Below are 23,946 nucleotides of genomic sequence, written 5' to 3'. Positions count from 1 at the left end.
TTGAACGATATGACCGTTGGAGCATCGATGCAAGGCTCGAACGGTTCTAATTCAAAACCGTTCACAACTGATATGATTTGCCGCGTGCCACGCGAAGACGATGGTGACGGTGCCGCATTCCTGCTGGCCCAGATCGGCCACCACGCCGCGACCCTGTTCGCCGAGAAGATGCGCGCGCTCGACCTGACGCCCCCACATGCGGGGATTCTTCGCGCGATCGCCGCCACCCCGGGGCAGAGCCAGCAGGCGCTCAGTGCGCAGCTCGGACTGCTACCGAGCCGAGTCGTCGCGTTCATCGACGACCTGGAAGGCCGCGGCTACGTCGAACGCCGGCGGAACCCCGACGACCGGCGCCTGTACTCGCTGTATCTGACCTCGGCCGGCACGAAGCTGATGGGCAGGATCGGCGAGCTGGCCCGCGACCACGAACGTCAGCTCACCGCGGGACTGACCGTTCGGCAGCGAGACACCCTGCGCCGCTTGCTGAGCATCGTCGCCGACGAGCAAAGGCTGACACCGCACGTGCATCCGGGCTTCCGCAACATCGGTCGCGCACGGAGTTAAGCCAAGCGGGTGATCTCGACAACGACGTCCAGGTCCGTCGACCCCTCACCGGAGTAGATACCCTTCAGCGGGCTGACGTCGGAGTAATCCCGGCCGACGCCCACGCTGATGTACTGCTCGTTGATCGGGGTGTCGTTGGTGGGGTCGTAGTTCCACCAGCCGCCCGTCCACGCCTGCACCCACGCGTGGCTCTGCCCGTCGATGGTGTCACCGATGGCGGCCTTGCGCTTGGGATGCAGATAACCCGACACGTAGCGGGCGGGAATGCCCATGGAGCGCAACAGGATCAGCGTCAGGTGGGCGAAGTCCTGGCAGACGCCCTTACCCTCGCGCAGAGCGTCGACCCCCGACGAGTGCACCCCGGTGGTACCGGAGACGTACTTCAACTCGCTGCGCACCCAGTGTGCGGCGGCGGTGACGGCGTCGCACGGCGCGTGATTCTTGATGATGCGCTGGCCGACGCGGGCGATCCGCTTGCTCGCCGGCGTGTAGTGGGTCGGCGCGAGGACCTCGTCGAAGCGGTCGACGACCGCCTCGGATTGCAGATCCTCCCACGTCACATCGTCATCGGGCATCTGATCGAGGTCGGTCTCCACCACCGACGACGACGTCACCTCAAGTTCGGTGTGCGGTGCGTGCAGATCGAAGGCCGTCACCGCGGTGCCCCAGTAGTCGACGTACCGGTAGTTGCGCGTGGCGGGCACGGTCTCCACGCGGTTGAGGATGACGTTCTGGCGCGAGTCCGAGCGCGGCGTCAGGCGCGCCTCGTTGAACGACGCCGTCACCGGCGACTTGTATGCGTAGCCGGTCGAGTGGACCACCCGCATCCGCCACATCAGAGCTCCCCCTCTTCGATGACGAGCGCGCCGTGCTGGCCGGCGTCGTGCCACGCCACCCAGGGCGCGGAGTGAAAGTACTGCAGCGCCAACGCTTCCCCGACGTCGAAGCAGGTCTTCTGCAGGTCGGCGAGCCGTTGCTCCAACGATTCGAGCAGCACACCGGGGCGTAGGAACTCCAGCTCGCTGCGGGCCCTGCCGAGGAGGCGCTGGGCCTCGGCGGTGGCGCCGAGTCGGCTGTGCGGCCGATTCATCAGCTCGTCGAGGCTGTGTTCGGCCAGCCGCAGCGAGTAGAAGATCGAGCGCGGGAAAAGCCGGTCCAGCATCATGAATTCGACGACCCGCCCGGCGTCGAGCACGCCGCGGTAGGTCCGTAGATAGGTGTCGTGCGCACCGGCCGACCGCAGCAGCGTCACCCATGCCGGGGACGACGCGCTGTCCCCCACCCGCGACAGCAGAAGCCGCACTGTCATGTCCACGCGTTCGATCGCCCGGCCCAGCACCATGAAGCGGTAGCCGTCGTCGCGGGACAGCGTCGAGTCGGCCAGACCGGCGAACATCGCCGCGCGGCCCTCGACGAACGACAGGAACTCGTGCGGCCCAAGCCGTTTGGCGGCGCGTTCCCGCTCGGCCAGCGCGTTGTAGGTGGTGTTGAGGCACTCCCAGATCTCGGTGGAGGTGACTTCGCGTGCGCCGCGGGCGTTTTCGCGGGCCGCCGAGATGGCGTCGACGATCGAGCCCTGGGTGCCCCGGCTGAACGCGACGATGTCGGTCAGCGACCACACGTCCAGCGGCGCGTCGGGCGCCTCCATGCCCAGCACCCGCAGCAGTGTCCGCGACGCCTGGTCAGGGTCGACGCTGGAGTCTTCGAGCAGTTGGTGCACGGTGACGTCGAGGATGCGCGCGGTGTCGTCGGCGCGTTCGACGTAGCGTCCGATCCAGTACAAGGATTCGGCGTTGCGGGCCAACATCAGCGCACCACCCCTTACTGCTGCTGTTGCTGCTGGTCTTGGGTCTGGCCGTCGCCGCTCTCGGCCTTCGGGCCCCGCGCCGCCTTGGGCAGCTTGCGCACGATCTCGGCGGCCCCGAGCTCGCGGTCGGCGACCGAGGTGCGCGACGCGAGCACCCAGGTGTCCTTCGACCCACCGCCCTGGCTGGAGTTGACCACCAGCGAGCCCTCGGGCAGGGCGACGCGGGTGAGCCCGCCGGGCAGCACCCACACGTCGTCGCCGTCGTTGACGGCGAACGGGCGGAGGTCGACGTGCCGCGGGACCAGCTGGTCCCCGATCTGGGTGGGCACCGTCGACAGCTGCATGACGGGCTGGGCGATCCAGCCCCGCGGGTCGTTGCGGATCTTCTTGGTGATGGCGGCGAGCTCTTTCTCCGACGCATCCGGTCCGAACACGATGCCGTATCCGCCCGACCCTTCGACCGGTTTGATGACGAGCTCGTCGATGCGGTCGAGCACCTCTTCGCGCTCCTCGTCGAGCCAGCAGCGGAAGGTGTCGACGTTGGCCAGCAGCGGCTTCTCGCCGAGGTAGTACTCGATGATCGTGGGCACGTAGGTGTAGACGAGTTTGTCGTCGCCGACGCCGTTGCCCACCGCGCTGGAGATGACGACGTTGCCCGCCCGCGCGGCGTTGAGCAGGCCCGCGACCCCGAGCACGGAGTCCGGCCGGAACTGCATCGGGTCGAGGAACGCGTCGTCGATGCGGCGGTAGATGACGTCGACCTGCCGCTCCCCCTCGGTGGTGCGCATGTAGACGGCGTTGTCGCGGCAGAACAGATCGCGACCCTCCACGAGCTCGACGCCCATCTGGCGGGCCAGCAGCGAGTGCTCGAAGTACGCCGAGTTGTAGACGCCGGGCGTGAGGACCACGACCGTCGGGTCGGCGACGTTGTTGGCGGCCGCGTTGCGCAGCGCCCGCAGCAGGTGCGAGGAGTAGTCGCCGACCGCGCGCACCCGGTGGGTGGCGAACAGGTTCGGGAACACCCGCGCCATCGTGCGGCGGTTCTCCATGACGTAGGAGACGCCCGAGGGCGAGCGCAGGTTGTCCTCGAGCACGCGGAAGTCGCCCTTGGCGTCGCGGATGAGGTCGATGCCCGCGACGTGGATGCGCACCCCGTTGGGTGGGACGATGCCCGCGGCCTCGCGGTGGAAGTGTTCGCACGAGGTGATCAGCCGGCGCGGGATGACGCCGTCGCGCAGGATCTCCTGCTCGCCGTAGATGTCGTCGAGGTACAGCTCGAGCGCCTTGACCCGCTGGATGATGCCGCGTTCCAGGCGCGTCCACTCCGCGGCGGAGATGACGCGCGGCACCAGGTCGAGCGGAAAGGGCCGCTCCTGGCCGGACAGCGAGAACGTGATGCCTTGATCGATGAAGGCGCGGCCGAGAGCCTCGGCACGGGCCTCGAGTTCGGAGGCGTCCGACGGGGCGAGTTCGGTGTAGATGCCCTTGTAGGGTCCGCGCACATTGCCCTGAGCGTCGAACATCTCGTCGAAGGCTTTGGCGTAACTGCCGAGGTCGCTGTAGCCGGAGAAGACGCCGTCGTAGCGCTTGGCCTGCTTACGGGGGCTTCGCGACGGTCGCGCGGTTTCGGTCGGCAGAGTTCGCAGGCTCACAGCTGCCATGCTGCAACACTTCGGACGTTTCGGCAGGCCAGAGGACTCACTTTGGGCATTTACCCACTCCGCTGGTAACCTGAACCCTCGCTGCCCGGGTGCCGGGCGCCTACAAACTTTGCGAAACCCCTACAGGATTTACGAAGGACTACACGCGTGGCCAACATCAAGTCGCAGGAGAAGCGCATCCGGACCAACGAGCGCCGTAGGTTGCGCAACAAGTCGGTCAAGTCGTCGCTTCACACGGCGGTGCGCGGTTTCCGCGCGGCCGTCGAGGCCGGTGACAAGGACAAGGCCCAGGAGCTGCTCGCCTCGACCAGCCGTCAGCTGGACAAGGCCGCCAGCAAGGGCGTGATCCACAAGAACCAGGCCGCCAACCGCAAGTCGGCGCTGGCTTCCGCGTTCAACAAGCTCTGAGCTCTTGAGGGCCGGGCTCTGAGCTTCTGAGGGCTCTGATCCTTTTTAGGGCTCAGTCTGCTCAGTCCTCGATGAGTTCGGCGACGCGCCGCACCGTCGCCTCCAGCGCATAGTCCGCATCCGCCGCTGCACCCTTGACGTCCGCGTTGAGCGCGGCCACCAACCGCATGGCCTCCGCGACCGAGGTGTTCGACCACCGCCGCGCCTGCTTCTGCGCCTTCTGCACCCGCCACGGCGGCATGCCCAGCTCTGAGGCGAGCCGGTAAGGGTCGCCCGACAACGGCCGCACCCGAGCGATGGTGTGCACGGCCTCGGCCAGCGCGTCGGCCAGCACGACGTGTGGTTCGCCGCGCATCATCGCCCAGCGCAGGGCCTCGGCCGCTCCGGCGACATCGCCGACCACCGCCTTGTCGGCGACGTCGAACCCCTTCACCTCGGCCTTGCCCGAGTGGTAGCGGCGCACCGCGGCGGCGTCGACGGCCCCGCCGGTGTCGGTGACCAGTTGCGAACACGCCGCCGCCAGCTCCCGGATGTCGGAGCCGATCGCGTCGAGCACCGCGGTGACCGTGTCCTCGCCGACCTTCACCTTCAGGGTCCGGAATTCGCGGCGGACGAAGTCTGCACGCTCGGCGGCCTTGGTGATGCGCGCGCACGGATGCACCTGCGCGCCGAGCTTCTTGAGCTGATCCGCCAGCGCCTTGGCGCGTCCGCCGCCGGAGTGCACGACGACGAGCATGGTGCCCGGCGGCAGGTCCGCCGCGGCCTCGGCGATGAGCGAGACCGCGTCCTTGCCCGCCTCGGCCGCCGACTCCAGGACCACGACGCGTTCCTCGGCGAACAGCGACGGGCTCAGCAGTTCGGCCAGTTCACTGGTGCTGACCTCGCCGGCGCGCAGCCGGTCGACCGGAATGTCATGTATCCCGGCCTGTTTGCGAACCTCCCGCAGTACGTCCGCGACCGCGCGTTCGACCAGCAACTCCTCGTCCCCGAGGACCAGATGCAACTGCGACGCTTCGCTCACCCCACGATCGTGTCACGGCCAACCGACAGGCCCGACACCGTCCACGCCAGCACGCACACGACGGCGGCGCCCGCCGCGAGGCGCACCCACCGGAAGCGCCACATGAGCACGGCGGTCGTGCCCACCGCCGCAGTCAGCATCACCCCCGGCAGACCGGACGGAACCGACACCGCCGAACCCGGGACGTCGGCGGCCCAGCGGGCCACATGCAGCAGCCACTCGGGACAGAAGTGCGCGGTGCCACGGCAGCATGGCAAATGATCGCGCGCGCCGGCGCATTACCGAGGACTGGGACGTCTTCGTATTGACGCCGGGTGACCTTGGGCGGGCCACCGTTCTGCTTGCGTCGGTAGCCGCAATTGCGATGGGAATTGCGGGGAACTGGCCCGCCACGAGATGGCAAGCTACGGGATCTGAGGCCTTCAAATGTGGAGTCTTTGGTGCCCACATAGCCGGAGCCTCAGTCCACACCTGATCGCGTGAATTATCGCGGGATCCAACATGAAACGAGGCTTCTGGGCAACTGTTCCGAAGGCAAAGGCGAATCGTCTTGGAGCCGCGGATGCAATCTCTTTAAATTGCTCTGAAGAGCTTTCCGCTTCCCAGCCCCTATCGACTCATCGACCGCCGCCCGTACGTCCTCACGTTGGAGAAGAATCCAGACGACCTCTGCGAAGATCTTCTTAGTTGCAAGGTGAAGAGTTACCGCGTCTTCGACGAATCCGGCTTTCCAGAGTGACAACACGTCACGCTGCCGATCAGTCGGACATGCAATCGCACTTTCCGCAGCCATGATTTGGTTGTAGACGTCAGCGAGGTAACTCCACTGGGCAGAGAATCGCGTGTACAAGGCCACATAGACGCCCGCGAAGATAGCGCCCACCCACTGCAGAGTCTCGGACAGCTCCTTGCCCAACGCCTGCAAATCGAAATCGAATGACCAGCCGGAGGATGCCCATGAGTGGATCACTATTGCTGGCACATATACGAGAACCGAAATCAGGATGGTACGTATCAGAATTACGTCTCCGCCGTTAGCTCGGCCGGAGAGGAGAACCCATTCTCCGGTCAGCCCATTGAAGGTACTCCGCAACCAAGGATTTCGAAACGGGGGTAGATTCGACCGTTGATCGTTTCGGGTTGCGGCATTTGAGCTCGGCTCGCGGCTGCCGGGGGCGCCACGCAGGCATTGATGTAGCAGAATGGTCAGCAGAAGGGCGACACCGACAACCAATTCGGCCAACGTACGCATGGCGGCAATTTAGCCCGAGAGACGTCACAGCGTCCGCCATTTCTCAACCTAGATCGGAGTCAAAGATCTCGGGCATCAGGGGACATCCGACTGCTTCGTAGCAAGTCCATCCCCCGGCGATTGTGACAGCCCGACCGCGCTTTCTTGGGGATCAGGCCGCGACCGCGACTAACTGAGCGTGATTCAGCATGCGCTGGAAATCCGCTCTGTCCGCCACGCAAAGTCCATTTCCGCGCAGCGTCAGATCGCGGTTCTCGTTCTGGCACCGGTCAATGCGGGCATTGACACGCTCGAGACACGCCCCCGAGTGGGTTTCGGGCCCCGCACCAGGGATGCATGACAGCACCGTCCACGCCAGCACGCACACCACGGCGGCGCCCGCCGCGAGGCGCACCCACCGGAAGCGCCACATGAGCACGGCGGTCGTACCCACCGCCGCGGTCAGCATCACCCCCGGCAGACCGGACGGAACCGACACCGCCGAACCCGGGACGTCGGCGGCCCAGCGGGCCACATGCAGCAGCCACCACAGTTCCGGTCCGGTGAACCGGATCAGCAGGTCGGCACCGGCGGGCCACACCCGGCCGAGGGCGGCCGCGGCCGTGCCGATCACGGTGATCGGCGGGATCACCGGGGCCGCCGCGACGTTGGCCGCGACCGATACGACGCTGAACGTGCCCGCCATCCCGGCGACGAGCGGTGCGGTGACCAGTTGCGCGGCAGTGGCCACGCTGATCGCGTCGGCGGCCGGCTTGGGCCAGCCCCGTGCCACAAGTCGCTGCGACCACACCGGCGCGACCACGACGAGCGCCGCGGTCGCCGACACCGACAACGCGAATCCGACGTCGACGGCCAACTCCGGTGATCCGATCATCAACATCAGCACGCTGGCCGACAGGGCGGGGATCGCCTGCCTGCGCCGGTGCGACAACACCGCCAGCAACGTGATCGCGCCCATCACCGCAGCGCGCAGCACGCTCGCCGACGGCTGCACGACCACCACGAAGGCGAGCAGCGCGACAGCCGCCAGGCCGACCGCCGCCCGCGGCCCAATCAGAGTCGCCGTCAGCAAGACTGCGCCGCAGACGATCGTCACGTTGGCGCCGGAGACCGCGGTCAAATGCGTCAGGCCCGCCGCGCGGAAGTCGGCTGCCGTCTCACGCGGCACGCCCGAGGTGTCGCCGAGCACGAGCGCGGGCAGCATCGCGGCCTGATCGGCGGGCAGCGACCGTCGCGCTGCTTCGGCGAAGCCGGCGCGGATACCGTGTGCGGCGCGCTGGACGGCGGAGGCCTCGCCGTAGGTGGGGTCGCCGACGGCCGACAGCACCGCCACGCTGAGGTCGCGTCGCGTGGGTCGCCCGACCCGCGCCCGGAACGCCACCGGGGTGCCTGCCGTGAGATCTGCCATGCGGGTGGTCGACGCGAACACCACGACCCGGCCGGACATTTCGCGTCCGTCGAAGGCCACGAGGGAACCGCGGAACATCGTCCGGTTACCGCCGAGCGCGCGTGGGCTCTCCGTCGGCGTGACCACGACAGCGGCGATCGTGCCGTAACGCTCGGTGACCGCGTGGTGGCCGACCTCATCGACCCGCAGACCGATCGCGATACCGAACGCCGCGGCCACCAGCCCCACCGCCAGCACGCTCGCGCCGAGGCCCTTCCTGTCGCTCGCCGACCCGCGCGCACTACCCCACCACCCCACCGCGGTGGTCGCGGCCACCGACCCGACCGCGGCGGCCGCCGCCCCACCGGCGGGCCAGAGGATGCCCGCGGCGGTGACCGCCCAGCAGGTCAGCGCCGCGGGCACCAGCCGCAGATCGAGCGGGGCCGACTCGGCGTCCGCCACCGCGGTCACACATGCACGAGGTTGCGCAGCTTCTCCAGCCGCGCAGGTCCGATGCCGTCCACGTCGCCGAGCTGGTCGACGCTGCTGAACCGGCCGTTCGCGTCGCGCCAGGCCACGATCGCGGCGGCGGTCACCGGGCCGATCCCGGGCAGGGCGTCGAGTTGTTCGACGGTCGCGGTGTTCAGGTCCACCGTGCCGCCAGCGGGCGCGCCGGCGCCGTCCCCGGATGCGGGAGCGTTCGCCGGAGCGGGCGACGCGACGCCCGTACTGACGGAGCTGCCCATCGCCGGCGGTTCCCCCGGCGACGGCGCGATACCCACCACGATCTGCTCACCGTCGGTGATGCGTCTCGCCATGTTGAGCCCCACCAGGTCAGCGCCGTCCAGCGGCCCGCCCGCGGCGGTGAGTGCGTCGGCGATCCGCGCACCCGTGGCCAAGGTGACCAGACCCGGCTTGTGCACCAGGCCCACGACGCTGACGACGACTCGCCCGTCCGGTGCGGGCGACGCCGCATCCGGTGTCGGGCTCGCCGACGAAACCATCTGCACCGGCGGCAGTTTGGCCGCAGCCACGGCCGGACTGTCGTCACGCAGCAGCACGAACACCGTGACCAGCACAGCGAGAAGCCCGACACCGCCGAGCGCGATGACACCGGCGCGACCCGGATCCGCGCGCACCGCCGCGATCCAACAGGCCGCCCCGCCGCCCGTGGATTCGGGCAGCCAGCGGGTCAGCGCCGTGTCCGGCCGGCGATCCTCATCGTCCGGTTCGGGCTCCACTTCGGCTCCCAGCCTGCGCTGCAGGCGTTCGGCGGGCAGTTCGGTTCGCATGGATGTGAAGTTAGGCGCGGACGCCGACCGCGCGGCCCGCCATCCGCCGTGTACGACGCGCCCTGTGGATGAAATGAGCGTTGGGGATAAGGGGGCTGTCTACAGTGTTGGCTGTGGATCGTCGAGTGCCGATGGTCGCCGCCATCGCGTTCGCGGTGCTCTACGCCGTTGCGCTGCTGATCGTTCCGGCCCTGCCCGGGATCGACCGCCCGGGCCTCGACATCGTCACCCACCTCAACGAACACTCCGGCGCGATGCGGACCCAGGCGCTGCTGTTGGCGTTCGGCTCGCTGGCCTTGGTGGTGGTGCTCGGCCATGCCCGCGACCGGCTCGCCGGACCGTATGCGTTCGTGTTCACCATCGGGTCGGCCGTCGTCCTCGTCCAGATCAGCATCGCGACCTGGTTCACCGCAGGATTGTCCCTACATCCGGGTGATCTCGGCTCGGGGACCGCGCGGGCGATCACCGACGTCGTCACGATGTGGGGACCGATCCTGACCGTCGCCGACATCATGGTCGCTGCTCCGATCCTGTTGGCCGCCAACGAAGGACGCTTCCCCCGCTGGGTCGGCATCGTCGCGGCGGTGTTCGCCGTCGAGCAGCTCATCGAGACCATCACGATCATCGGACCGCCAGGAAGCTTCATCTCCCCGGGCGGGCCGATGAACCTGTACCTCGGCGGGCCGCTGTTCATCCTGTTCTTCTTGGCGCTCGGCGTGGCGCTGTCCCTGCCCGAAACACCGCCACTGCCCGCCGGCGGCGAGCCCGCGTCAGCGGCCGCCGAGCGTGTCACCGAGGACGCCGACACGACCGACGGGGCCGAGCCCGAACCCGAATAACGCAGCAGAAGCGCACCGACGCACTAGCATTCCCCCGGTGGCGACGTTGCAGCGGTTCACCGACCGTAGGGTTTTGATCACCGGAGCAGGATCGGGCATTGGACAGGCGACGGCCCTGCGCATCCTCGAGGAAGGCGGCACCGTCGTCGCCGCCGACGTCAGCGAGACCGGACTGGCCGACACCGAGTCCAAGGCCCACGGGATCAAGGGTCGGCTCACCACCATCGTGATGGACGTCGGCAGCGAGGGATCGGTGATCACCGGGGTCTCGCTCGCCGTTGGCGCGCTCGATGGCCTCGACGCGCTCGTCAACGCCGCGGGAATCCTTCGGTCCTGCCACTTCACCGACACCACACTCGCCGACTTCGAGCAGGTCCTGCGCGTCAACCTCATCGGGACGTTCCTGGTCACCCGCGAGGCCCTGCCCGCGCTGCGCAATGGCACGGCGCCGGCGGTCGTCAACTTCAGCTCGACATCGGCGAATTTCGCCCACCCCTACATGTCTGCGTACGCCGCGTCCAAGGGCGGCATCCAGGCCATGACGCACACGCTGGCCCTGGAGTTCAGCAAGGAAGGCATCCGGTTCAACTGTGTGCAACCGGGATCGATCTCGTCTGGAATGACCGACGGCACAGGGCAATCCGGGCAGAGTGTCGGACCGGGCCTACCGGACGACGCCGACTACACGCTGTTCGGCAAGATCACGCCGCTCCTGGCCGTCGACGGGGGCGGGATGTTCGCCAGACCCGACGCTGTGGCGGCGGTGGTCGCCATGCTCGCAGCGCCGGAAGCCTATTTCGTCACCGGCACCGAGGTCCGCGTCGACGGCGGAACTCATATGTAATCAGCTGACATCGAGGAGTTTTCGTGACGACACCTGATCGGCCGCTACGCGTCATCCAGTGGACCACCGGCAACATCGGCCGCCGTTCGCTGCACGCGATCATCGGCCGCGAGGACATGGAACTCGTCGGCGTCTACGCCCACGGTGCGGACAAGGTCGGCGTCGACGCGGCAGAGCTGGCCGGCTGGCCGCAGCCGACCGGGGTGATGGCCACCAACGACATCGATGCGCTGCTGGCGCAGCGACCCGACGCTTGCTGCTACAACCCGCTGTGGCCCGACATCGATGAGCTGGCAAAGCTTCTCGAGGCAGGCGTCAACGTCTGCTCGAGCGCGGCGTGGATCACCGGCGGCAAGCAGTCGCCCGAGGACCTCGACCGCATCAGGAAGGCCTGCGAGAAGGGCAATTCGACGATCTTCGGCAGCGGCGCGCACCCGGGCATGAGCAACATGGTGGGCATGGTGCTGTCGGGCGCGTGCGAGCGCGTCGACGAGATCCGCATCACCGAGTCGGTGGACTGTTCGACGTACGAATCCGCGGGCACCCAGACCGCGATGGGCTTCTCGCAGGACCCGAACACACCCGGACTGGCCGAAAGTGTGCGGCGCGAAAGCGAGGTGTTCGCCGAGTCGGCGGCGATGATGGCCGACGCGATCGGCGCCAAGCTCGACCGGATCACCTTCGACGTGGAATTCACTGCGGCCACCGGCGATTCCGACCTCGGGTTCATGCAGATCCCCGCGGGCACCGTTGCCGGCGTCTACGGATACCACCGCGGCTGGGTGGGCGAGAAGAACGTCGTCAGCGTCGGATTCAACTGGATCATGGGCGAACACGTCACTCCGCCCAAACCGCTCGAACACGGCCACGTCATCCAGGTGTTCGGACTTCCCAACATGCGCACGGTGCTGCACTGCCTGCCGCCCAGGGACTGGACCGAACCCGGGTTCATGGGCCTGGGCATGATCTACACCGCGCTGCCGGTGACCAACGCGGTGCCGGCGGTGGTCGCCGCGCCGCCGGGCATCGTCACGCTGAAGGATCTGCCGCCGGTCACCGGGCGCGCCGCGACCTGATCCTTAGCTGAGCCGTTGCGCGAGGGCGTCTTTCCCGGGTCCGTCGAGATCGCCGAGCGCGGCGGGCCGGCCCGTCATCGCCATCATCAGCGCCTCCCCCGGCCCGGTCACCTCCGGACCCTGCCCGTGAGTCCAGTCGACGTCGGTCGCGCGCAAACGTAGTCCGCGGATGCGACGTCCCGCGCCCAGTCGCGGATTGCCGGGGATCAGCGGCAGGATGCGCGCCAGGCGATCGGCGGGGATGGTGCGGGGACGGCCGAGCGCGCGGCGGATGTCCTGGTGATGGATTGTGCCGTCGACGAATCCGATCGTGCCGCCGAGTCGAGCCGTCAGGCCGCTCGGATACAGGTGGCGGTTCAGATAGGCCAGCAGTTCGTCGGGTGTCAGGCTCGCGAATTCGTCGACACCGACCTGATTGGCGTTCACCACCATGCCCTTGGCGAACCGCTTGAGCAGGCCGGCGGTGCCGAGCTCCTCATAGCTGACCACGTGTGCCACAACATCTTTGACCGTCCACCTGGTGCACAGGCTGGGGTGGTGCCACTCGTCGGGAGTCAGCCCGGCCAGAAACGAGGCCAGGTCGGCCCGTTCGTCGCGGGTCAGCTCCTTGAGGTCGGCGTCCGTCACTGCGCTTCCCGTTCCAGTAGCTCACCGTACCGGTGCAGGTACAGCGGCCAGCCCGCGTCGCCGCCGACGCCCGAAGCGACCGAATCCCAACCGTCGCCGTGCCGTTCGATGTGGCGATGCTCGATGCTGACGCGCGTGCGATCGTCCGACTCGGCGGTGAACGCCACCTCCACCTCGCTGCACCGCGCGGGATCGGATTCCAGCTGCCACGTCGTGCCGATGTTCCACGAGAAGACCAGGCGATGCGGAGGGTCGACGACCAACACCCGTGCCCATTCGCACACGCTGCCGTCGACACCGCGGTCGTAGATGCGGCCACCCACGTGAGGCTCCAGCACCGTCTCCTCGATCGGCACGCTCAGCAGGTTGTGTTCGCGGGGCTTGAAGTCGCCGAATCTCTCGGCGAACACCCGAAATGCTCTCTCGAGCGGCGCGTTCACCGTGATGCCGTGACGGACGACCGCGGACTGGGCAGAGGTCATCGGGGTTCTCCTTCGCTCTCTACTATCTCTTTGAATCCGGCCAGCGCCTGCATCCAGAAGCGGTCGAGTTCGGACCGCATGGCGGCCAAGCCCGCCGGGTCCAGCTGATAGACGCGGCGGGTTCCGTCGGCGCGGTCGCACACCAACCCGGCGAGCTTGAGCACCTTCAGATGTTGAGAAACCGCCGGCCTGCTGACCGGAAGATCGCGGGCCAGCTCCCCCACCGCCATCGGCCGGTGCGCGAGCCGTTCCACGATCGACCGTCGGGTGCGGTCGGCCATGGCCACCCACGCATCGCCCTCTTGGTAAGCCAGCACGAACGGTAAGTTACCACTTACCAATATTCGCGACAAGACCCGCGAAGGAAGCGTGCGCTCGCCGAACTACCCGGCTACGAAGCAAGCTGGACGACGACGCCGATCGCTCCGGCGCCGACATGGATCGACAGCACCGGCCCCATGTCGGTGACGGTGAGCGCCTCGAGCTGAGGCAGGCGGTCGGTCAGCGCGGCGCCCACCTCGTCGGCGCCGTCGTGGTTGTCGACATGGTGTACCGCGATCGACGCCTGACGTTCGCCGACGAGATCGGCGATGCGGTCGACCATCGCCGCGTGCGCCTTGGTGATCGTCCGGATCCGCTGGTCGAGTACGAGGCGACCGTCGACGTCGAGGCGCAGCAGCGGTTTGAGCGAGAGGGCGGTGCCCAGCCAGGAAGCCGCGGTGCCGATGCGCCCGCTGCGGCGCAGGTTGTCGAGCCGGTGCACGACGATGAACGCGTGGGTGCGCTGTGCGGCCGAACGCGCAACGGCCTCAACCGAATCCAGGTCGGAACCGGACGCCGCGGCCCTGGCCGCCGCCATCGCGGTGAACCCCACCCCCATCGCCGCCGACCGCGAATTGACCACGCGCACCGAGGGTCCGAACTCGCGCGCGGCCTGGACCGCCGAACTGAAACTGCTTGACAAGGCCGACGACAGATGCACCGCGACCACGCCGTCGCCGCCGCTGTCGCTCAGCGCCTGCCGGTACGTCTCGGCGAGATCGGCGGGCGCGGCCCCCGCGGTACTCGCGCGCGACACCTCGTGGATGTCGTAGGGCACGTCGTCGATACCGTCACGCAGATCGATGACGTCGACCAGCACGTGCAACGGCACCTGCCGGATGTCCCACTGCTTCAACTCGTCGGGCGCCAGCCGCGACGACGAGTCCGTGACCACCACTACCGACATGGCACGCCGGCTTCGGCGAGTGCCTTGAGCATCGAGTCCGCGACCGCCTGGTGGGCCTCGAAGTTCCAGTGGATTCCGTCGGGGTTGCCCTGACCACTCATGATGTACTCGCCGACCGCGGCCTTGAGGTCGACCAGCGGAACGTCGTGCTGCTCAGCCCATTCCGTGATCGCCTTGACCGTGCCGTCTCGGCCGTGGTGCGCCTTGCCGTAGGTGTCGGCGATGTGGACCGAGGGCAGGCATGCCACGACGGGGATCCCCGGACGGTTGAAATCGATCGCACCGCGGGTCATCTCGAGGTACTCCGCCGACAGGTGCGGCGGCAGCGCCGCCCGCGCGACCGGCGACAACCGCGGCTGTATCCAGCCGTACCCGTCGCGCACCCAGCGCCGCAGCAACGGCGGGCGCACGTAGCGGATCAGCTCGCGCAGTGCGGTCGGCAGCGGCGAGGGCAGCGAATCCATTCCGCCCGTGGCAAAGACGACCGCGCCCGCGCGCGGCAACGCTGCCCACGCCCGCGGATCCTGGATGGCCGCCCACCACACGTCGCGACACGTCCACCCGATCCGGCCGATCAGCTCGACATCCCAACCGAGTTGTGCGGCAACGATGTTCGGCCAGATGCGCGAGTCGTCGGACGGCAGGCCGCCGGTCGGCCCGTAGTAGGACAGCGAGTCGCAGAAGACCAGCAGGGTCTGACGGTCAGAGGACATCGTTGGCGACCTGTGCCGAGGCGTTCCACACGTCGAGCCGCCACCGGATATCGGCGGGCGTGGCGTCGACGGCGCTGTGGCCGGACAGCTGGACCCAGCTGGCGTTGCCCATCCCGCCGAGGATCGGCCAGTTGTCCACGGGTAGGTCGAGCAGCGAGGCGGTCAACGCCGCGATCAGCCCGCCGTGGGCGACGAGAACGACAGGCCGGTCCGGTCCGTCGCCGGCCTGATCCACACCCCACTCGGCGTGTGCGCCGATGAGCTCGTCGACCAGCGGCCTGCTGCGGTGGGCGACGTCGACGCGGCTCTCGCCGCCGGGCGGTGCCCACAGGGAATCGTCGCGCCACGCCAGTCGGGCCCCGGGCGCTGCCGCGTCGACCTCGATGTGCGTCATGCCCTGCCACTGGCCGAGGTGGGTTTCCCGCAGGCGGACGTCGGCGATCACCGGCATGCCGGCGCGTTCGCCCAGCGTGACGGCGGTGTCGAGGGCACGGCGCAGATCCGACGACACAATCACCAGGGGTTGGCGCTTGGCCAGCACCTCCGCGGCGGCGACGGCCTGGTGGCGGCCCAGGTCGGTCAGGTCGGTGTCCAGCTGTCCCTGCATCCGGCTGCCGGCGTTGTACTCGGTCTGCCCGTGCCGCAGCATGACCAGGCGCCGGACCCGTCTCACGGCGCGCCGTCCTCGTCTGCCGCCGGTTGCGCGGCCGGCTGGTCGAGGTCGACGGGAATGGTCGGGCAGTCCTTCCACAACCGGTCCAGCGCATAGAAGTTGCGCTCGTCCTGATGCTGGATGTGCACCACGATGTCGACGAAGTCGAGCAGCGTCCAGCGGCCCTCGCGGGCGCCCTCGCGGCGGGCGGGCTTGTAGCCGGCCAGTCGCATCTTCTCCTCGACCTCGTCGACGATCGCGTTGACCTGGCGTTCGTTGGAGGCCGAGGCGATCACGAAGCAGTCGGTGATGACGAGTTGGCTCGACACGTCGATCACGACGACGTCGTCGGCCACTTTGGACGCGGCCGCCTGCGCGGCCACGGTCGCCATGCGAACGGCTTCGTCGGAGGCGCTCATTGATGCTTCCCTTGGGTTGTTATCGGTTGTCTCGCATAGAGTTTGCGCTTGGCCACGTACTGCACGACGCCGTCGGGGACCAGGTACCAGATCGGTCGGTCCTGTTCGGCGCGCTTGCGGCAGTCGGTCGACGAGATCGCGAGCGCGGGCACCTCGACCAGCTTGAGCGCATCGTCGGGCAGCTCTTTGATCGCCGCCGCGATGTGCTTGCCGTCCAATTCGTATCCCGGCCTGCTCACCCCGACGAAGTTCGCGATCGCGAACATGTCCTCCCAGTTCTGCCACGTCAGGATCGACGCCAGCGCGTCGGCCCCGGTGATGAAGAACAGGTCGGCGTCGGGGTTGAGCGCGTGCAGATCGCGCAGGGTGTCCTTGGTGTAGGTCGGCCCGCCCCGGTCGATGTCGACCCGGCTGACGCTGAACCGCGGGTTGGAGGCGGTGGCGATCACCGTCATCAGGTACCGGTCCTCGGCGGCGGTGACGTCGCGATCCTTCTGCCACGGCTGTCCGGTCGGGACGAACACGACCTCGTCGAGCCCGAACCGGTCGGCCACCTCGCTGGCGGCCACCAGGTGGCCGTTGTGGATGGGATCGAACGTCCCACCCATCACGCCGAGCCTGCGTCGCGGAGCCACGAATAGCCAGCTTACGGGAGCGCTCGCCCCGGTTAGACCGGGAGCAACTGGTCGATCACCGACGCCAGCTGCTTGGCCGACCGGCATTCGTGCATGGTGATGACGTCCTGATAGCGCGGCACCGCCGAGTCGCCGCTGCCCCACAGGTGGCGCGGTTCGGGATTGAGCCAGTGTGCGTGCCTGCTCGAGTTCACCATGTGCGCGAGCAGCTCGATCTCCGGATTGCGGTAGTTGTTGCGGCCGTCGCCCAAAATCAGCAGCGCACTGCGCGGTGAGAGCGCGTTGGGCCAGCGGTCCATGAACGACACGAACGCGTGGCCGTAGTCGGAGTGCCCGTCGCGCGTGTACACCCCGGCCTCGCGCGTGATGCGCTGCACCGCGACCGCCAGATCGGCATCGGGGCCGAACAGCTCGGTCACCTCGTCGGTGGTGTCGATGAAGGCGAACACCCGTACCCGCGAGAACTGCTGGCGCAGCGCGTGCACGAGCAGCAACGTGAAGTGGCTGAAGCCCGCGACCGACCCGGACACATCGCACAGCACCACCAGCTCGGGCCGCGCGGGATGCGGTTTCTTGAGCACCACGTCGATCGGCACGCCGCCGGTCGACATGGACTTGCGCAGCGTCTTGCGCAGGTCGATCTCGCCGGCCCGCGACCGCCGTCGCCGTGCGGCCAGCCGGGTCGCCAGCGTGCGGGCCAGCGGCGCCACCACCCGTCGCATCTGGCGCAGCTGCTCACCCGACGCGCGCAAAAACTCGACGTTCTCGGCGAGCTGCGGCACGCCGTACATCTGCACGTGGTCGCGGCCGAGCTGCTCGGCGGTGCGGCGCTTGGTCTCGGACTCGACCATCTTGCGCAGCTGGTTGATACGTTGTGCGGCAAGCGCTTTGGCGATCTGCTCCTGGGTCGGCGACGGCTCGTCACCGTAGGGCGCCAGCAGACCGGCCAGCAGCCGGCCCTCGAGGTCGTCGAGGTTCATCGCCTTGAGCGCCTGATACGACGAATACGACGGCCCGCGACTGGAGTTGTAGCGGCCGTACGCCTCGACGATCTGCGCGATCATCGTCGCCATCCGCTCGTCGAGGTTGGCCAGATTCTCGTTCTGGGCCAGCATGTCCAGCAGCGCCGCGCGCATCGCCTCGACGTCCTCGGGAGGCAGGCCGGGCTCGTCAGCGTCGCTGTCATCGTCGTCCTCGACCAGAACCGTCCTGGCGCCCAGCGCGGCCGGGAACCACAGGTCGAACATCGCGTCATAGGTGTCGCGGTGGTCGGGGCGGCGCAGCACCGCGCACGCGATGCCCTCGCGCAGCGCGTCGCGGTCGGCCAACCCCAGCACCGACAGCACCCGTCCGGCGTCGACGGTCTCCGACGGACCTACCGAAATGCCCTGCGCCCGCAGCGCTTCGACGAACCCCACCAGATGGCCGGGCAGGCCGTGCGGCGCCAGCGGCTGCGGCGGTCGGGTCCGGCGGACGGCCATGTCAGTTGAGCCTCAGCTCGCCGGACGCCTTGATCTGGTCCGACTGGTGTTTGAGCACCACACCGAGCGTGGCCGCGATGGTCGCGTCGTCGATGGTGTCGAGCCCCAGGGCCAGGATCGTGCGGCCCCAGTCGATGGTCTCGGCGACCGACGGCAGCTTCTTGAGCTGCATCCCGCGCAGCACGCCGATGATCTTGACCAACTCGTCGGCGACCCGCTCGGGCAGCTCGGGAACCCGCGACAGCAGGATGCGCCGCTCCAGATCGGGATCGGGAAAATCGATGTGCAGGAACAGACACCGGCGCTTGAGCGCCTCGGACAGCTCACGGGTGGCGTTGGAGGTGAGCACGACGAACGGCGGCCGCTCGGCGACGATGGTGCCGAGCTCCGGCACCGTCACCGCGAAGTCGGAGAGCACCTCGAGCAGCAGGCCTTCGATTTCGATGTCGGCCTTGTCGGTCTCGTCGATCAGCAGCACGGTCGGTTCGGTGCGCCGGATCGCGGTCAGCAGCGGCCGCGAGAGCAGGAACTCCTCGGAGAAGACGTCGTCGCGGGTGCTGTCCCAATCGCCGCCGGCCGAGCCGGCAATCGAGCCTGCGTGCCCGGCCTGGATGCGCAGGATCTGCTTGGCGTGGTTCCACTCGTACAGGGCGCGGGCCTCGTCGACGCCCTCGTAGCACTGCAACCGCACCAGACCCGAGCCCGTCGACTGCGCGACGGCGCGGGCCAGTTCGGTCTTGCCTACCCCGGCGGGGCCTTCCACCAGCAGCGGCTTGCCCAGCCTGTCGGCGAGGAAAACCGCTGTGGCGGTTGCGGTGTCGGGCAGGTAGCCGGTTTCGGCGAGCCGCCTGCCGACATCCTCGATGTCGGCGAACAGCGGCGCTGGGCGCGCGGGGACACTCACGGAATAGCTCCTATTTCAGGCCGGGCGGGTGTGGCCGTCTCCCCACACAATCCACTTGGTTGACGTCAGTTCGGGCAGACCCATGGGTCCGCGGGCGTGCAGCTTCTGGGTGGAGATGCCGATCTCGGCGCCGAACCCGAACTGCTCGCCGTCGGTGAACGCCGTCGACGCGTTCACCATCACCGCGGCGGCATCGACCCGTTCGGTGAACCGTTGCGCGGCAGCCAGATCGGTGGTGACGATGGCTTCGGTGTGTCCGGTGCCGTACTCGTTGACGTGGGCGATCGCCGCGTCGACGCCGTCGACCACCGCCAACGCGATGTCGAGTGACAGGAATTCGGCGCGCAACTCGTCGTCGGACGGGTTGTCGTGCACCGTCACGCCGGCATCCTTGAGCGCCTGGGTCAACCGCGGCACCGCACGGTCGGCGATGGCCGCGTCGATCAACACCGATTCGGCGGCATTGCAGACGCTGGGACGGCGCGTCTTCGCGTTGAGCAGGATCTGTTCGGCGACGTCGAGGTCCGCCGACTCGTGAACGTAGACATGGCAATTGCCGACGCCCGTCTCGATCGTCGGCACCGTCGCATCACGGACGACGGCGTCGATCAGCCCCGCTCCACCGCGAGGGATCACGACGTCGACCAGCCCGCGAGCCTGGATCAGGTGGGTGACGCTGGCGCGGTCGGCGCTGGGTAGCAGCTGGACGGCGTCCACCTCGAGCAACTCGGTGGCCAGCGCCGCACGTAGCGCGTTCACCAGCGCGGCGTTGGAGTTGGCAGCCGATGAGCTGCCACGCAGCAGCACGGCGTTTCCGGATTTCAGCGTCAATCCGAACGCGTCGACCGTCACGTTCGGCCGGCCCTCGTAGACGATCCCGACCACACCGAGCGGCACCCGCTGCTGGCGCAGCTGCAGACCATTGGGCAACGTCCGGCCCTGCAACACCTCGCCGAGTGGATCGGGCAGCCGCGACACCTGTCGCAACCCGTCGGCGATGCCGTCGATCCGCTTCGGGTTCAACGCCAGCCGGTCGAGCATGGCCTCGGGTGTGCCCGCGGCGCGGGCGGTGGCGAGATCCTGCTCATTGGCTTCGAGGATCTGACTCGTCGACATCAGCACGTGATCGGCGGCGGTGTTCAGCGCGCGGTTCTTGGTTTCCGAGCTCAGGACGGCCAGCGCGCGGGCCGCCGTGCGGGCGCGGCGGGCAGCATCGTGCACCTGCTGACGCAGGTCGGCGGCGACAGCGCCGACGGGAGCCTCGACACTCATTTATCCAGGGTATCGAACGGGGTTCCGGCGTTCGACACGTGTCAGGTAGGGGCCCTGCATTAGCGTTGGCATCCATGGCGCCGCGGGACTGCAGCCGGGTATGTGTGGTCGGCAGTGTCAATGCCGATCTGACCTTCACCGTGCGTGCGCTGCCCCGGCCGGGCCAGACCGTGCTGGCGTCCGATCTGTCGGCATCGCCGGGCGGCAAGGGCGGAAACCAGGCGGTCGCAGCGGCCAGGGCGGGCGCACGCGTGCAACTGGTCGCCGCGCTGGGAACCGACGGGTCGGCCGACATGCTGCGGAACCACCTCAGCGCCAACGGAGTCGGCCTCGACGGTGTCGTGACCGTTGCCGGCCCGAGCGGGTCGGCCGTCATCACCGTCGACGCGTCGGCCGAGAACACGATCGTGGTCGCGCCCGGTGCCAACGCCGCGCTCGCCGTCGACTCCCCCGACGTCCGCGCCGTCATCGCCGACAGCGACGTGGTGTTGCTACAGCTGGAGATTCCGATCGCGACCGCCATCGCCGCCGCGCAGGTGGCCCGCGCCGCCGAAGCCGTCGTCATAGTCAACGCCTCGCCGACCGGGGCGCCGCCGCACGACCTGCTGGCCCTGTCCCAGTCGGCCGACGTCGTCGTGGTCAACGAGACCGAGGCCGGCGAGTGGCACTGGCCCGTTCCGCACCTGGTGATCACGCGCGGTGCGCGCGGGGCCAGCTATCTGGGCGACGGCGAACGGTTCAGCGTCCCCGCCCCCGCGGTGCGGGCGGTCGACACCACCGGCGCGGGAGACGTGTTCGCCGGCGTGCTCGCAACGCACTGGCTCGACGGTCACGAACTAGCGCTGCGACGCGCCTGCGCCGCGGCGGCGCTTTCGACGCTCGTGCCCGGGGCCGGTGACTGCGCGCCGTACGCCGAGGCCATCGACGATGCTGTGTCCAAAAGAGTGACAGAAAGGCAGTTATGACGAGCACCCAGCCGAGCACCACCGACACCCCGCGGCCGCCCGACGGCGACTGGCTCGGCACTCCGTTCCTGAAGTTCACCCGCGAGGGGGCGTTCGGCGTGTGCCGGCTCGACCGGCCGGAGGCGCGCAACGCGATGACGCCCGCGATGTACTTCGGCATCAAGTACGCGGTCAAGCACGTCGAGAGCGATCCGGATCTCGCGGGCCTGTTGATCACCGGCACCGGCGACGTCTTCGCGCCTGGCGGCGACATGGGTGGCGGCGGCGCCGACAACTGGATGACGTTCGGGCCGGCGCTGGGTATGGACGCCTTGCCGTTCGACACGCTGCGCCAGTCGGCGAAGCCGGTGGTGGCCGCAGTGAACGGGCTGTGTCAGGGCGGCGGTCTGCAGATCGCGCTGTGCGCCGACATCGCGGTGGTCAGCGACCGGGCCACGTTCCGGGTGCCCGAGCTGTACCGCGGGATCGCCGACACCTATTACAGCCACATGCTTGCCAGGCTGATCGGGCCGGTCCGCACCCGCGACCTGATGTTCACCGGGCGGACGCTGACCGCCGCCGAGGCGCACGACTGGGGCATGGTCGCGCGGGTCGTGCCGCACGACGAGCTGGCCGACGCGGCTCGCGAGGTGCTGGCGCAGTGCTGCCGGACCGCGCCGGCGGCGCGAACGGTCGTCAAGTCCAGCCTCGACAACTACATCGGCCTCTACGACCGGATCGGCATGCAGGCCAGCCTGGGGGCACCCGAGTCGATCGAGGGCTTCATGGCGTTCAAGGAGCGCCGCTCGCCGAACTGGGTGCACCCGGAGCTGCGCATCGACGGCCGCCTCTGACGGCGATAATTCAGCCTTGGCTGAATACAGAATCTGATGTACTGTCTGCGCCATGCAGACGGTCACTCACAGCGATGCGCTGGCACGGTTCGGTTGCGCCCTGTCGGACCCGACCCGCGCCGAGATCCTGCTGATCCTGCGCGACGGGCCCGGCTACCCCTCGGAGCTGGCCGACAAGATCGGCGTCTCGCGCCAGATCCTGTCCAACCACCTGGCGTGTCTGCGGGGCTGCGGCCTGGTGACCGCGCAGCCGGAGGGTCGCCGCAGCCGGTACGAACTCGCCGATGAGCGGATCGCGCACGCGCTCGACGACCTGGTCGGTCTGGTGCTCGAGGTCGACCCGGCCTGCTGCCCCGCCGCCGACGACGAGGCCTGCTGCTGATGACGATGCCGATCGTCGCCATCGTCCTGTTCGTCGTGTTCGCCGCGCTCGGATTCGGTTGGCGCAGTTGGCAACAGAAGCGCCGCACCGGATCGACGGGTTTCCGCGGGATCAGCGGCCGACCGCTGTCGATCGAATGGTTCGCGGCTGTGGGTTTCGTCGTGTCGATGGGTGCGGCGGTGTTCGCGCCGATCCTGCAACTGGCGGGCGTCGTCGCGCCGCTGGCGCCGCTCGATCGCCCGTGGGTGAACGTCGCAGGCGTCGCGATCGCCGTGATCGGCATCGCCGCAACGCTGTACGCGCAGGTCGACATGGGCGAGTCGTGGCGGATCGGTGTTGACGCCAGTGAGACCACCACGCTGGTGCGCCGCGGCGTGTTCGGCTTGGTGCGCAATCCGATCTTCACCGCGATGATGGTCTTCGGCCTCGGAATCGCCTTGATCACACCGAATCTCGTCGCGGTGATCGGCTTCGTGCTGCTGGTGACGACCATCGGGGCACAGGTCCGCGTCGTCGAGGAACCGTATCTGCTCACCGTGCACGGCGACGCCTACCGCGACTACCTCGCGACTGTCGGACGGTTCGTTCCCGGCGTGGGCCGGCGCTGACGCGGGGCGCATGATCGACAGCCCTACCGCCGTTACCGTGGGGCCATGGCACGCAATCAGACGAACAGCAAGCAGGAAGCGGGCTGGCGCTGGATGCCGCTCATCATCGGCCTGATCGTCGGGTCCGCGGTTGCGGCGGCGACGGGCCAATGGTGGTGGGCGACCATCGGGGCGCTGGCCGGCGCGGCCGCCGGCGCACTGTCCGAGCGGTTGCGCAACAACTCCTGACCGGCGCGGGCCACCAGACCGTTGGGCGCCTCGACTTGTCAGACCTCGAATGTATGTTCGGGTTATGTCGGGGACGGCGTTGCAGGCGGCGATATCGGCGCTGCGTGCGGCTTATGAGGAGGTGGCCGCCTGCGATGTGGATCTGTTGACCCGGCATGAGTTGGTGGCTGCGCTTGATGAGTGGGAGACGTTGTCGTGTCAGCTCCCGACGATGGGTCACCGCTTGTTGGCTCGTCTGCAGTGTGAGACGACGCCCAATGAGATGGGTGCTCACACCTGGAAAGAAGTGCTGCGGGTGCGCTACCGGATCTCGACGAGCGAGGCGCATCGGCGGTTGACCGAGGCCGAGCTGCTGGCCCCGCGCCA

Annotated in this window: 30 protein-coding genes; 11 read left to right on the top strand and 19 right to left on the bottom strand. The window is 68.4% G+C overall.

The window, feature by feature from the left end; all coding sequences use genetic code 11:
* Nucleotides 1-84: 84 nt before the first annotated feature.
* The gene (locus A5752_RS12805; RefSeq protein WP_231983394.1) at nucleotides 85-564 is read left to right on the top strand and encodes a MarR family winged helix-turn-helix transcriptional regulator; all 480 of its coding nucleotides are present in this window, start codon (nucleotides 85-87) and stop codon (nucleotides 562-564) included.
* Here A5752_RS12805 and A5752_RS12800 read toward each other — a convergent pair.
* Genes A5752_RS12800 through A5752_RS12790 form a run of 3 tightly spaced genes read right to left on the bottom strand, consistent with a single transcriptional unit; the run spans nucleotide 561 to nucleotide 4,032 of the window.
* Nucleotides 561-1,400 carry a transglutaminase family protein gene (locus tag A5752_RS12800; protein WP_067085656.1) on the bottom strand — a complete coding sequence of 280 codons (840 nt, stop codon included), beginning with the start codon at nucleotides 1,398-1,400 and terminating at the stop codon, nucleotides 561-563. The two genes, A5752_RS12805 and A5752_RS12800, sit on opposite strands and share 4 nt — an antisense overlap.
* Nucleotides 1,400-2,371, bottom strand: a complete 972-nt coding sequence (locus A5752_RS12795) for an alpha-E domain-containing protein (RefSeq protein ID WP_067085655.1) — start codon at nucleotides 2,369-2,371, stop codon at nucleotides 1,400-1,402. The genes A5752_RS12800 and A5752_RS12795 overlap by 1 nt, the downstream gene beginning before the upstream one ends.
* Nucleotides 2,372-2,385: 14 nt before the next feature.
* The gene (locus tag A5752_RS12790) at nucleotides 2,386-4,032 is read right to left on the bottom strand and encodes a circularly permuted type 2 ATP-grasp protein (protein WP_197500605.1); all 1,647 of its coding nucleotides are present in this window, start codon (nucleotides 4,030-4,032) and stop codon (nucleotides 2,386-2,388) included.
* Nucleotides 4,033-4,179: 147 nt separating this feature from the next.
* Between A5752_RS12790 and rpsT the strand changes: the two genes are divergently transcribed.
* The gene (rpsT, locus tag A5752_RS12785; protein WP_067085653.1) at nucleotides 4,180-4,440 is read left to right on the top strand and encodes a 30S ribosomal protein S20; all 261 of its coding nucleotides are present in this window, start codon (nucleotides 4,180-4,182) and stop codon (nucleotides 4,438-4,440) included.
* A 61-nt stretch (nucleotides 4,441-4,501) separates the two neighbouring features.
* Here the strand turns inward: rpsT and holA are convergent, their stop codons facing one another.
* The 5 genes from holA to A5752_RS12760 all read right to left on the bottom strand — a co-directional run bounded on the left by holA (nucleotide 4,502) and on the right by A5752_RS12760 (nucleotide 9,392).
* Nucleotides 4,502-5,443 carry a DNA polymerase III subunit delta gene (gene holA / locus A5752_RS12780; protein WP_197500607.1) on the bottom strand — a complete coding sequence of 314 codons (942 nt, stop codon included), beginning with the start codon at nucleotides 5,441-5,443 and terminating at the stop codon, nucleotides 4,502-4,504.
* A 14-nt stretch (nucleotides 5,444-5,457) separates the two neighbouring features.
* A complete protein-coding gene (locus A5752_RS12775) occupies nucleotides 5,458-5,667 on the bottom strand; it encodes a hypothetical protein (RefSeq protein WP_067085649.1) in 210 nt (69 codons plus the stop codon).
* A gap of 278 nt (nucleotides 5,668-5,945) precedes the next feature.
* Nucleotides 5,946-6,713: a hypothetical protein gene (locus A5752_RS27490; RefSeq protein WP_156613816.1), complete on the bottom strand. Its 768-nt coding sequence runs from the start codon at nucleotides 6,711-6,713 to the stop codon at nucleotides 5,946-5,948.
* A 151-nt stretch (nucleotides 6,714-6,864) separates the two neighbouring features.
* Nucleotides 6,865-8,562 (bottom strand): ComEC/Rec2 family competence protein, encoded by a 1,698-nt coding sequence (locus A5752_RS12765; RefSeq protein ID WP_082963863.1) that lies wholly within the window; start codon nucleotides 8,560-8,562, stop codon nucleotides 6,865-6,867.
* A 5-nt stretch (nucleotides 8,563-8,567) separates the two neighbouring features.
* Nucleotides 8,568-9,392, bottom strand: coding sequence for a ComEA family DNA-binding protein (locus A5752_RS12760; RefSeq protein WP_067085645.1), 825 nt, complete (start codon nucleotides 9,390-9,392; stop codon nucleotides 8,568-8,570).
* 113 nt (nucleotides 9,393-9,505) lie between these two features.
* On the opposite strand from A5752_RS12760, the gene A5752_RS12755 reads away from it, so the two are divergent.
* Genes A5752_RS12755 through A5752_RS12745 form a run of 3 tightly spaced genes read left to right on the top strand, consistent with a single transcriptional unit; the run spans nucleotide 9,506 to nucleotide 12,151 of the window.
* Nucleotides 9,506-10,231, top strand: a complete 726-nt coding sequence (locus tag A5752_RS12755) for a hypothetical protein (RefSeq protein ID WP_082963858.1) — start codon at nucleotides 9,506-9,508, stop codon at nucleotides 10,229-10,231.
* Nucleotides 10,232-10,268: 37 nt separating this feature from the next.
* On the top strand, nucleotides 10,269-11,075 hold the full coding sequence (locus A5752_RS12750; RefSeq protein ID WP_197500604.1) for an SDR family NAD(P)-dependent oxidoreductase: 807 nt from the start codon (nucleotides 10,269-10,271) through the stop codon (nucleotides 11,073-11,075).
* Nucleotides 11,076-11,098: 23 nt separating this feature from the next.
* On the top strand, nucleotides 11,099-12,151 hold the full coding sequence (locus A5752_RS12745) for an NAD(P)H-dependent amine dehydrogenase family protein (RefSeq protein ID WP_067085643.1): 1,053 nt from the start codon (nucleotides 11,099-11,101) through the stop codon (nucleotides 12,149-12,151).
* A 3-nt stretch (nucleotides 12,152-12,154) separates the two neighbouring features.
* On the opposite strand, the gene A5752_RS12740 is transcribed toward A5752_RS12745, so the two are convergent.
* The 11 genes from A5752_RS12740 to A5752_RS12690 form a co-directional block, all read right to left on the bottom strand.
* On the bottom strand, nucleotides 12,155-12,778 hold the full coding sequence (locus A5752_RS12740; RefSeq protein WP_067085641.1) for a maleylpyruvate isomerase family mycothiol-dependent enzyme: 624 nt from the start codon (nucleotides 12,776-12,778) through the stop codon (nucleotides 12,155-12,157).
* Entirely contained in the window at nucleotides 12,775-13,260 is a 486-nt protein-coding gene (locus tag A5752_RS12735) for an SRPBCC family protein (protein ID WP_067085639.1), read from the bottom strand. Before A5752_RS12735 ends, A5752_RS12740 begins: the two co-directional genes overlap by 4 nt.
* On the bottom strand, nucleotides 13,257-13,577 hold the full coding sequence (locus A5752_RS12730; RefSeq protein ID WP_502686723.1) for an ArsR/SmtB family transcription factor: 321 nt from the start codon (nucleotides 13,575-13,577) through the stop codon (nucleotides 13,257-13,259). Before A5752_RS12730 ends, A5752_RS12735 begins: the two co-directional genes overlap by 4 nt.
* Before the next feature lie 74 nt (nucleotides 13,578-13,651).
* Nucleotides 13,652-14,488, bottom strand: coding sequence for a DegV family protein (locus A5752_RS12725; protein WP_067085637.1), 837 nt, complete (start codon nucleotides 14,486-14,488; stop codon nucleotides 13,652-13,654).
* Nucleotides 14,479-15,201, bottom strand: a complete 723-nt coding sequence (octT, locus tag A5752_RS12720; RefSeq protein ID WP_067085636.1) for a diglucosylglycerate octanoyltransferase — start codon at nucleotides 15,199-15,201, stop codon at nucleotides 14,479-14,481. The genes A5752_RS12725 and octT overlap by 10 nt, the downstream gene beginning before the upstream one ends.
* Complete coding sequence (gpgP, locus tag A5752_RS12715) at nucleotides 15,191-15,850, bottom strand: glucosyl-3-phosphoglycerate phosphatase (protein ID WP_067085728.1); 660 nt, start codon at nucleotides 15,848-15,850, stop codon at nucleotides 15,191-15,193. Before gpgP ends, octT begins: the two co-directional genes overlap by 11 nt.
* Before the next feature lie 20 nt (nucleotides 15,851-15,870).
* Nucleotides 15,871-16,272, bottom strand: coding sequence for a ribosome silencing factor (gene rsfS, locus A5752_RS12710; RefSeq protein WP_067085634.1), 402 nt, complete (start codon nucleotides 16,270-16,272; stop codon nucleotides 15,871-15,873).
* A complete protein-coding gene (gene nadD / locus A5752_RS12705) occupies nucleotides 16,269-16,907 on the bottom strand; it encodes a nicotinate-nucleotide adenylyltransferase (protein ID WP_082963857.1) in 639 nt (212 codons plus the stop codon). Before nadD ends, rsfS begins: the two co-directional genes overlap by 4 nt.
* Nucleotides 16,908-16,939: 32 nt before the next feature.
* Nucleotides 16,940-18,388: a vWA domain-containing protein gene (locus A5752_RS12700; protein ID WP_067085631.1), complete on the bottom strand. Its 1,449-nt coding sequence runs from the start codon at nucleotides 18,386-18,388 to the stop codon at nucleotides 16,940-16,942.
* 1 nt (nucleotide 18,389) lies between these two features.
* Nucleotides 18,390-19,292, bottom strand: a complete 903-nt coding sequence (locus tag A5752_RS12695) for an AAA family ATPase (RefSeq protein ID WP_067085629.1) — start codon at nucleotides 19,290-19,292, stop codon at nucleotides 18,390-18,392.
* A gap of 15 nt (nucleotides 19,293-19,307) precedes the next feature.
* Entirely contained in the window at nucleotides 19,308-20,564 is a 1,257-nt protein-coding gene (locus A5752_RS12690) for a glutamate-5-semialdehyde dehydrogenase (protein ID WP_067085627.1), read from the bottom strand.
* Between the two features lie 74 nt (nucleotides 20,565-20,638).
* Between A5752_RS12690 and A5752_RS12685 the strand changes: the two genes are divergently transcribed.
* The 6 genes from A5752_RS12685 to A5752_RS12660 form a co-directional block, all read left to right on the top strand.
* The gene (locus A5752_RS12685) at nucleotides 20,639-21,529 is read left to right on the top strand and encodes a PfkB family carbohydrate kinase (RefSeq protein ID WP_067085625.1); all 891 of its coding nucleotides are present in this window, start codon (nucleotides 20,639-20,641) and stop codon (nucleotides 21,527-21,529) included.
* Nucleotides 21,526-22,362 (top strand): enoyl-CoA hydratase/isomerase family protein, encoded by an 837-nt coding sequence (locus A5752_RS12680; RefSeq protein WP_067085622.1) that lies wholly within the window; start codon nucleotides 21,526-21,528, stop codon nucleotides 22,360-22,362. The genes A5752_RS12685 and A5752_RS12680 overlap by 4 nt, the downstream gene beginning before the upstream one ends.
* 52 nt (nucleotides 22,363-22,414) lie before the next feature.
* Nucleotides 22,415-22,744, top strand: a complete 330-nt coding sequence (locus tag A5752_RS12675; protein WP_067085620.1) for an ArsR/SmtB family transcription factor — start codon at nucleotides 22,415-22,417, stop codon at nucleotides 22,742-22,744.
* 5 nt (nucleotides 22,745-22,749) lie between these two features.
* Entirely contained in the window at nucleotides 22,750-23,352 is a 603-nt protein-coding gene (locus A5752_RS12670; protein WP_067085726.1) for a methyltransferase family protein, read from the top strand.
* Nucleotides 23,353-23,397: 45 nt separating this feature from the next.
* Nucleotides 23,398-23,580 (top strand): glycine zipper 2TM domain-containing protein, encoded by a 183-nt coding sequence (locus A5752_RS12665; RefSeq protein ID WP_067085618.1) that lies wholly within the window; start codon nucleotides 23,398-23,400, stop codon nucleotides 23,578-23,580.
* Between the two features lie 49 nt (nucleotides 23,581-23,629).
* Nucleotides 23,630-23,946: DUF222 domain-containing protein (locus tag A5752_RS12660; protein ID WP_156613814.1), on the top strand; the 317-nt coding region annotated here is incomplete at its 3' end.

It is taken from the genome of Mycobacterium sp. 852002-51961_SCH5331710 (assembly GCF_001665535.1).
Lineage (GTDB): Bacteria > Actinomycetota > Actinomycetes > Mycobacteriales > Mycobacteriaceae > Mycobacterium.
Note: the sequence above shows the minus strand (reverse complement) of the source record. Positions and strands in the feature narration are given on the sequence as shown.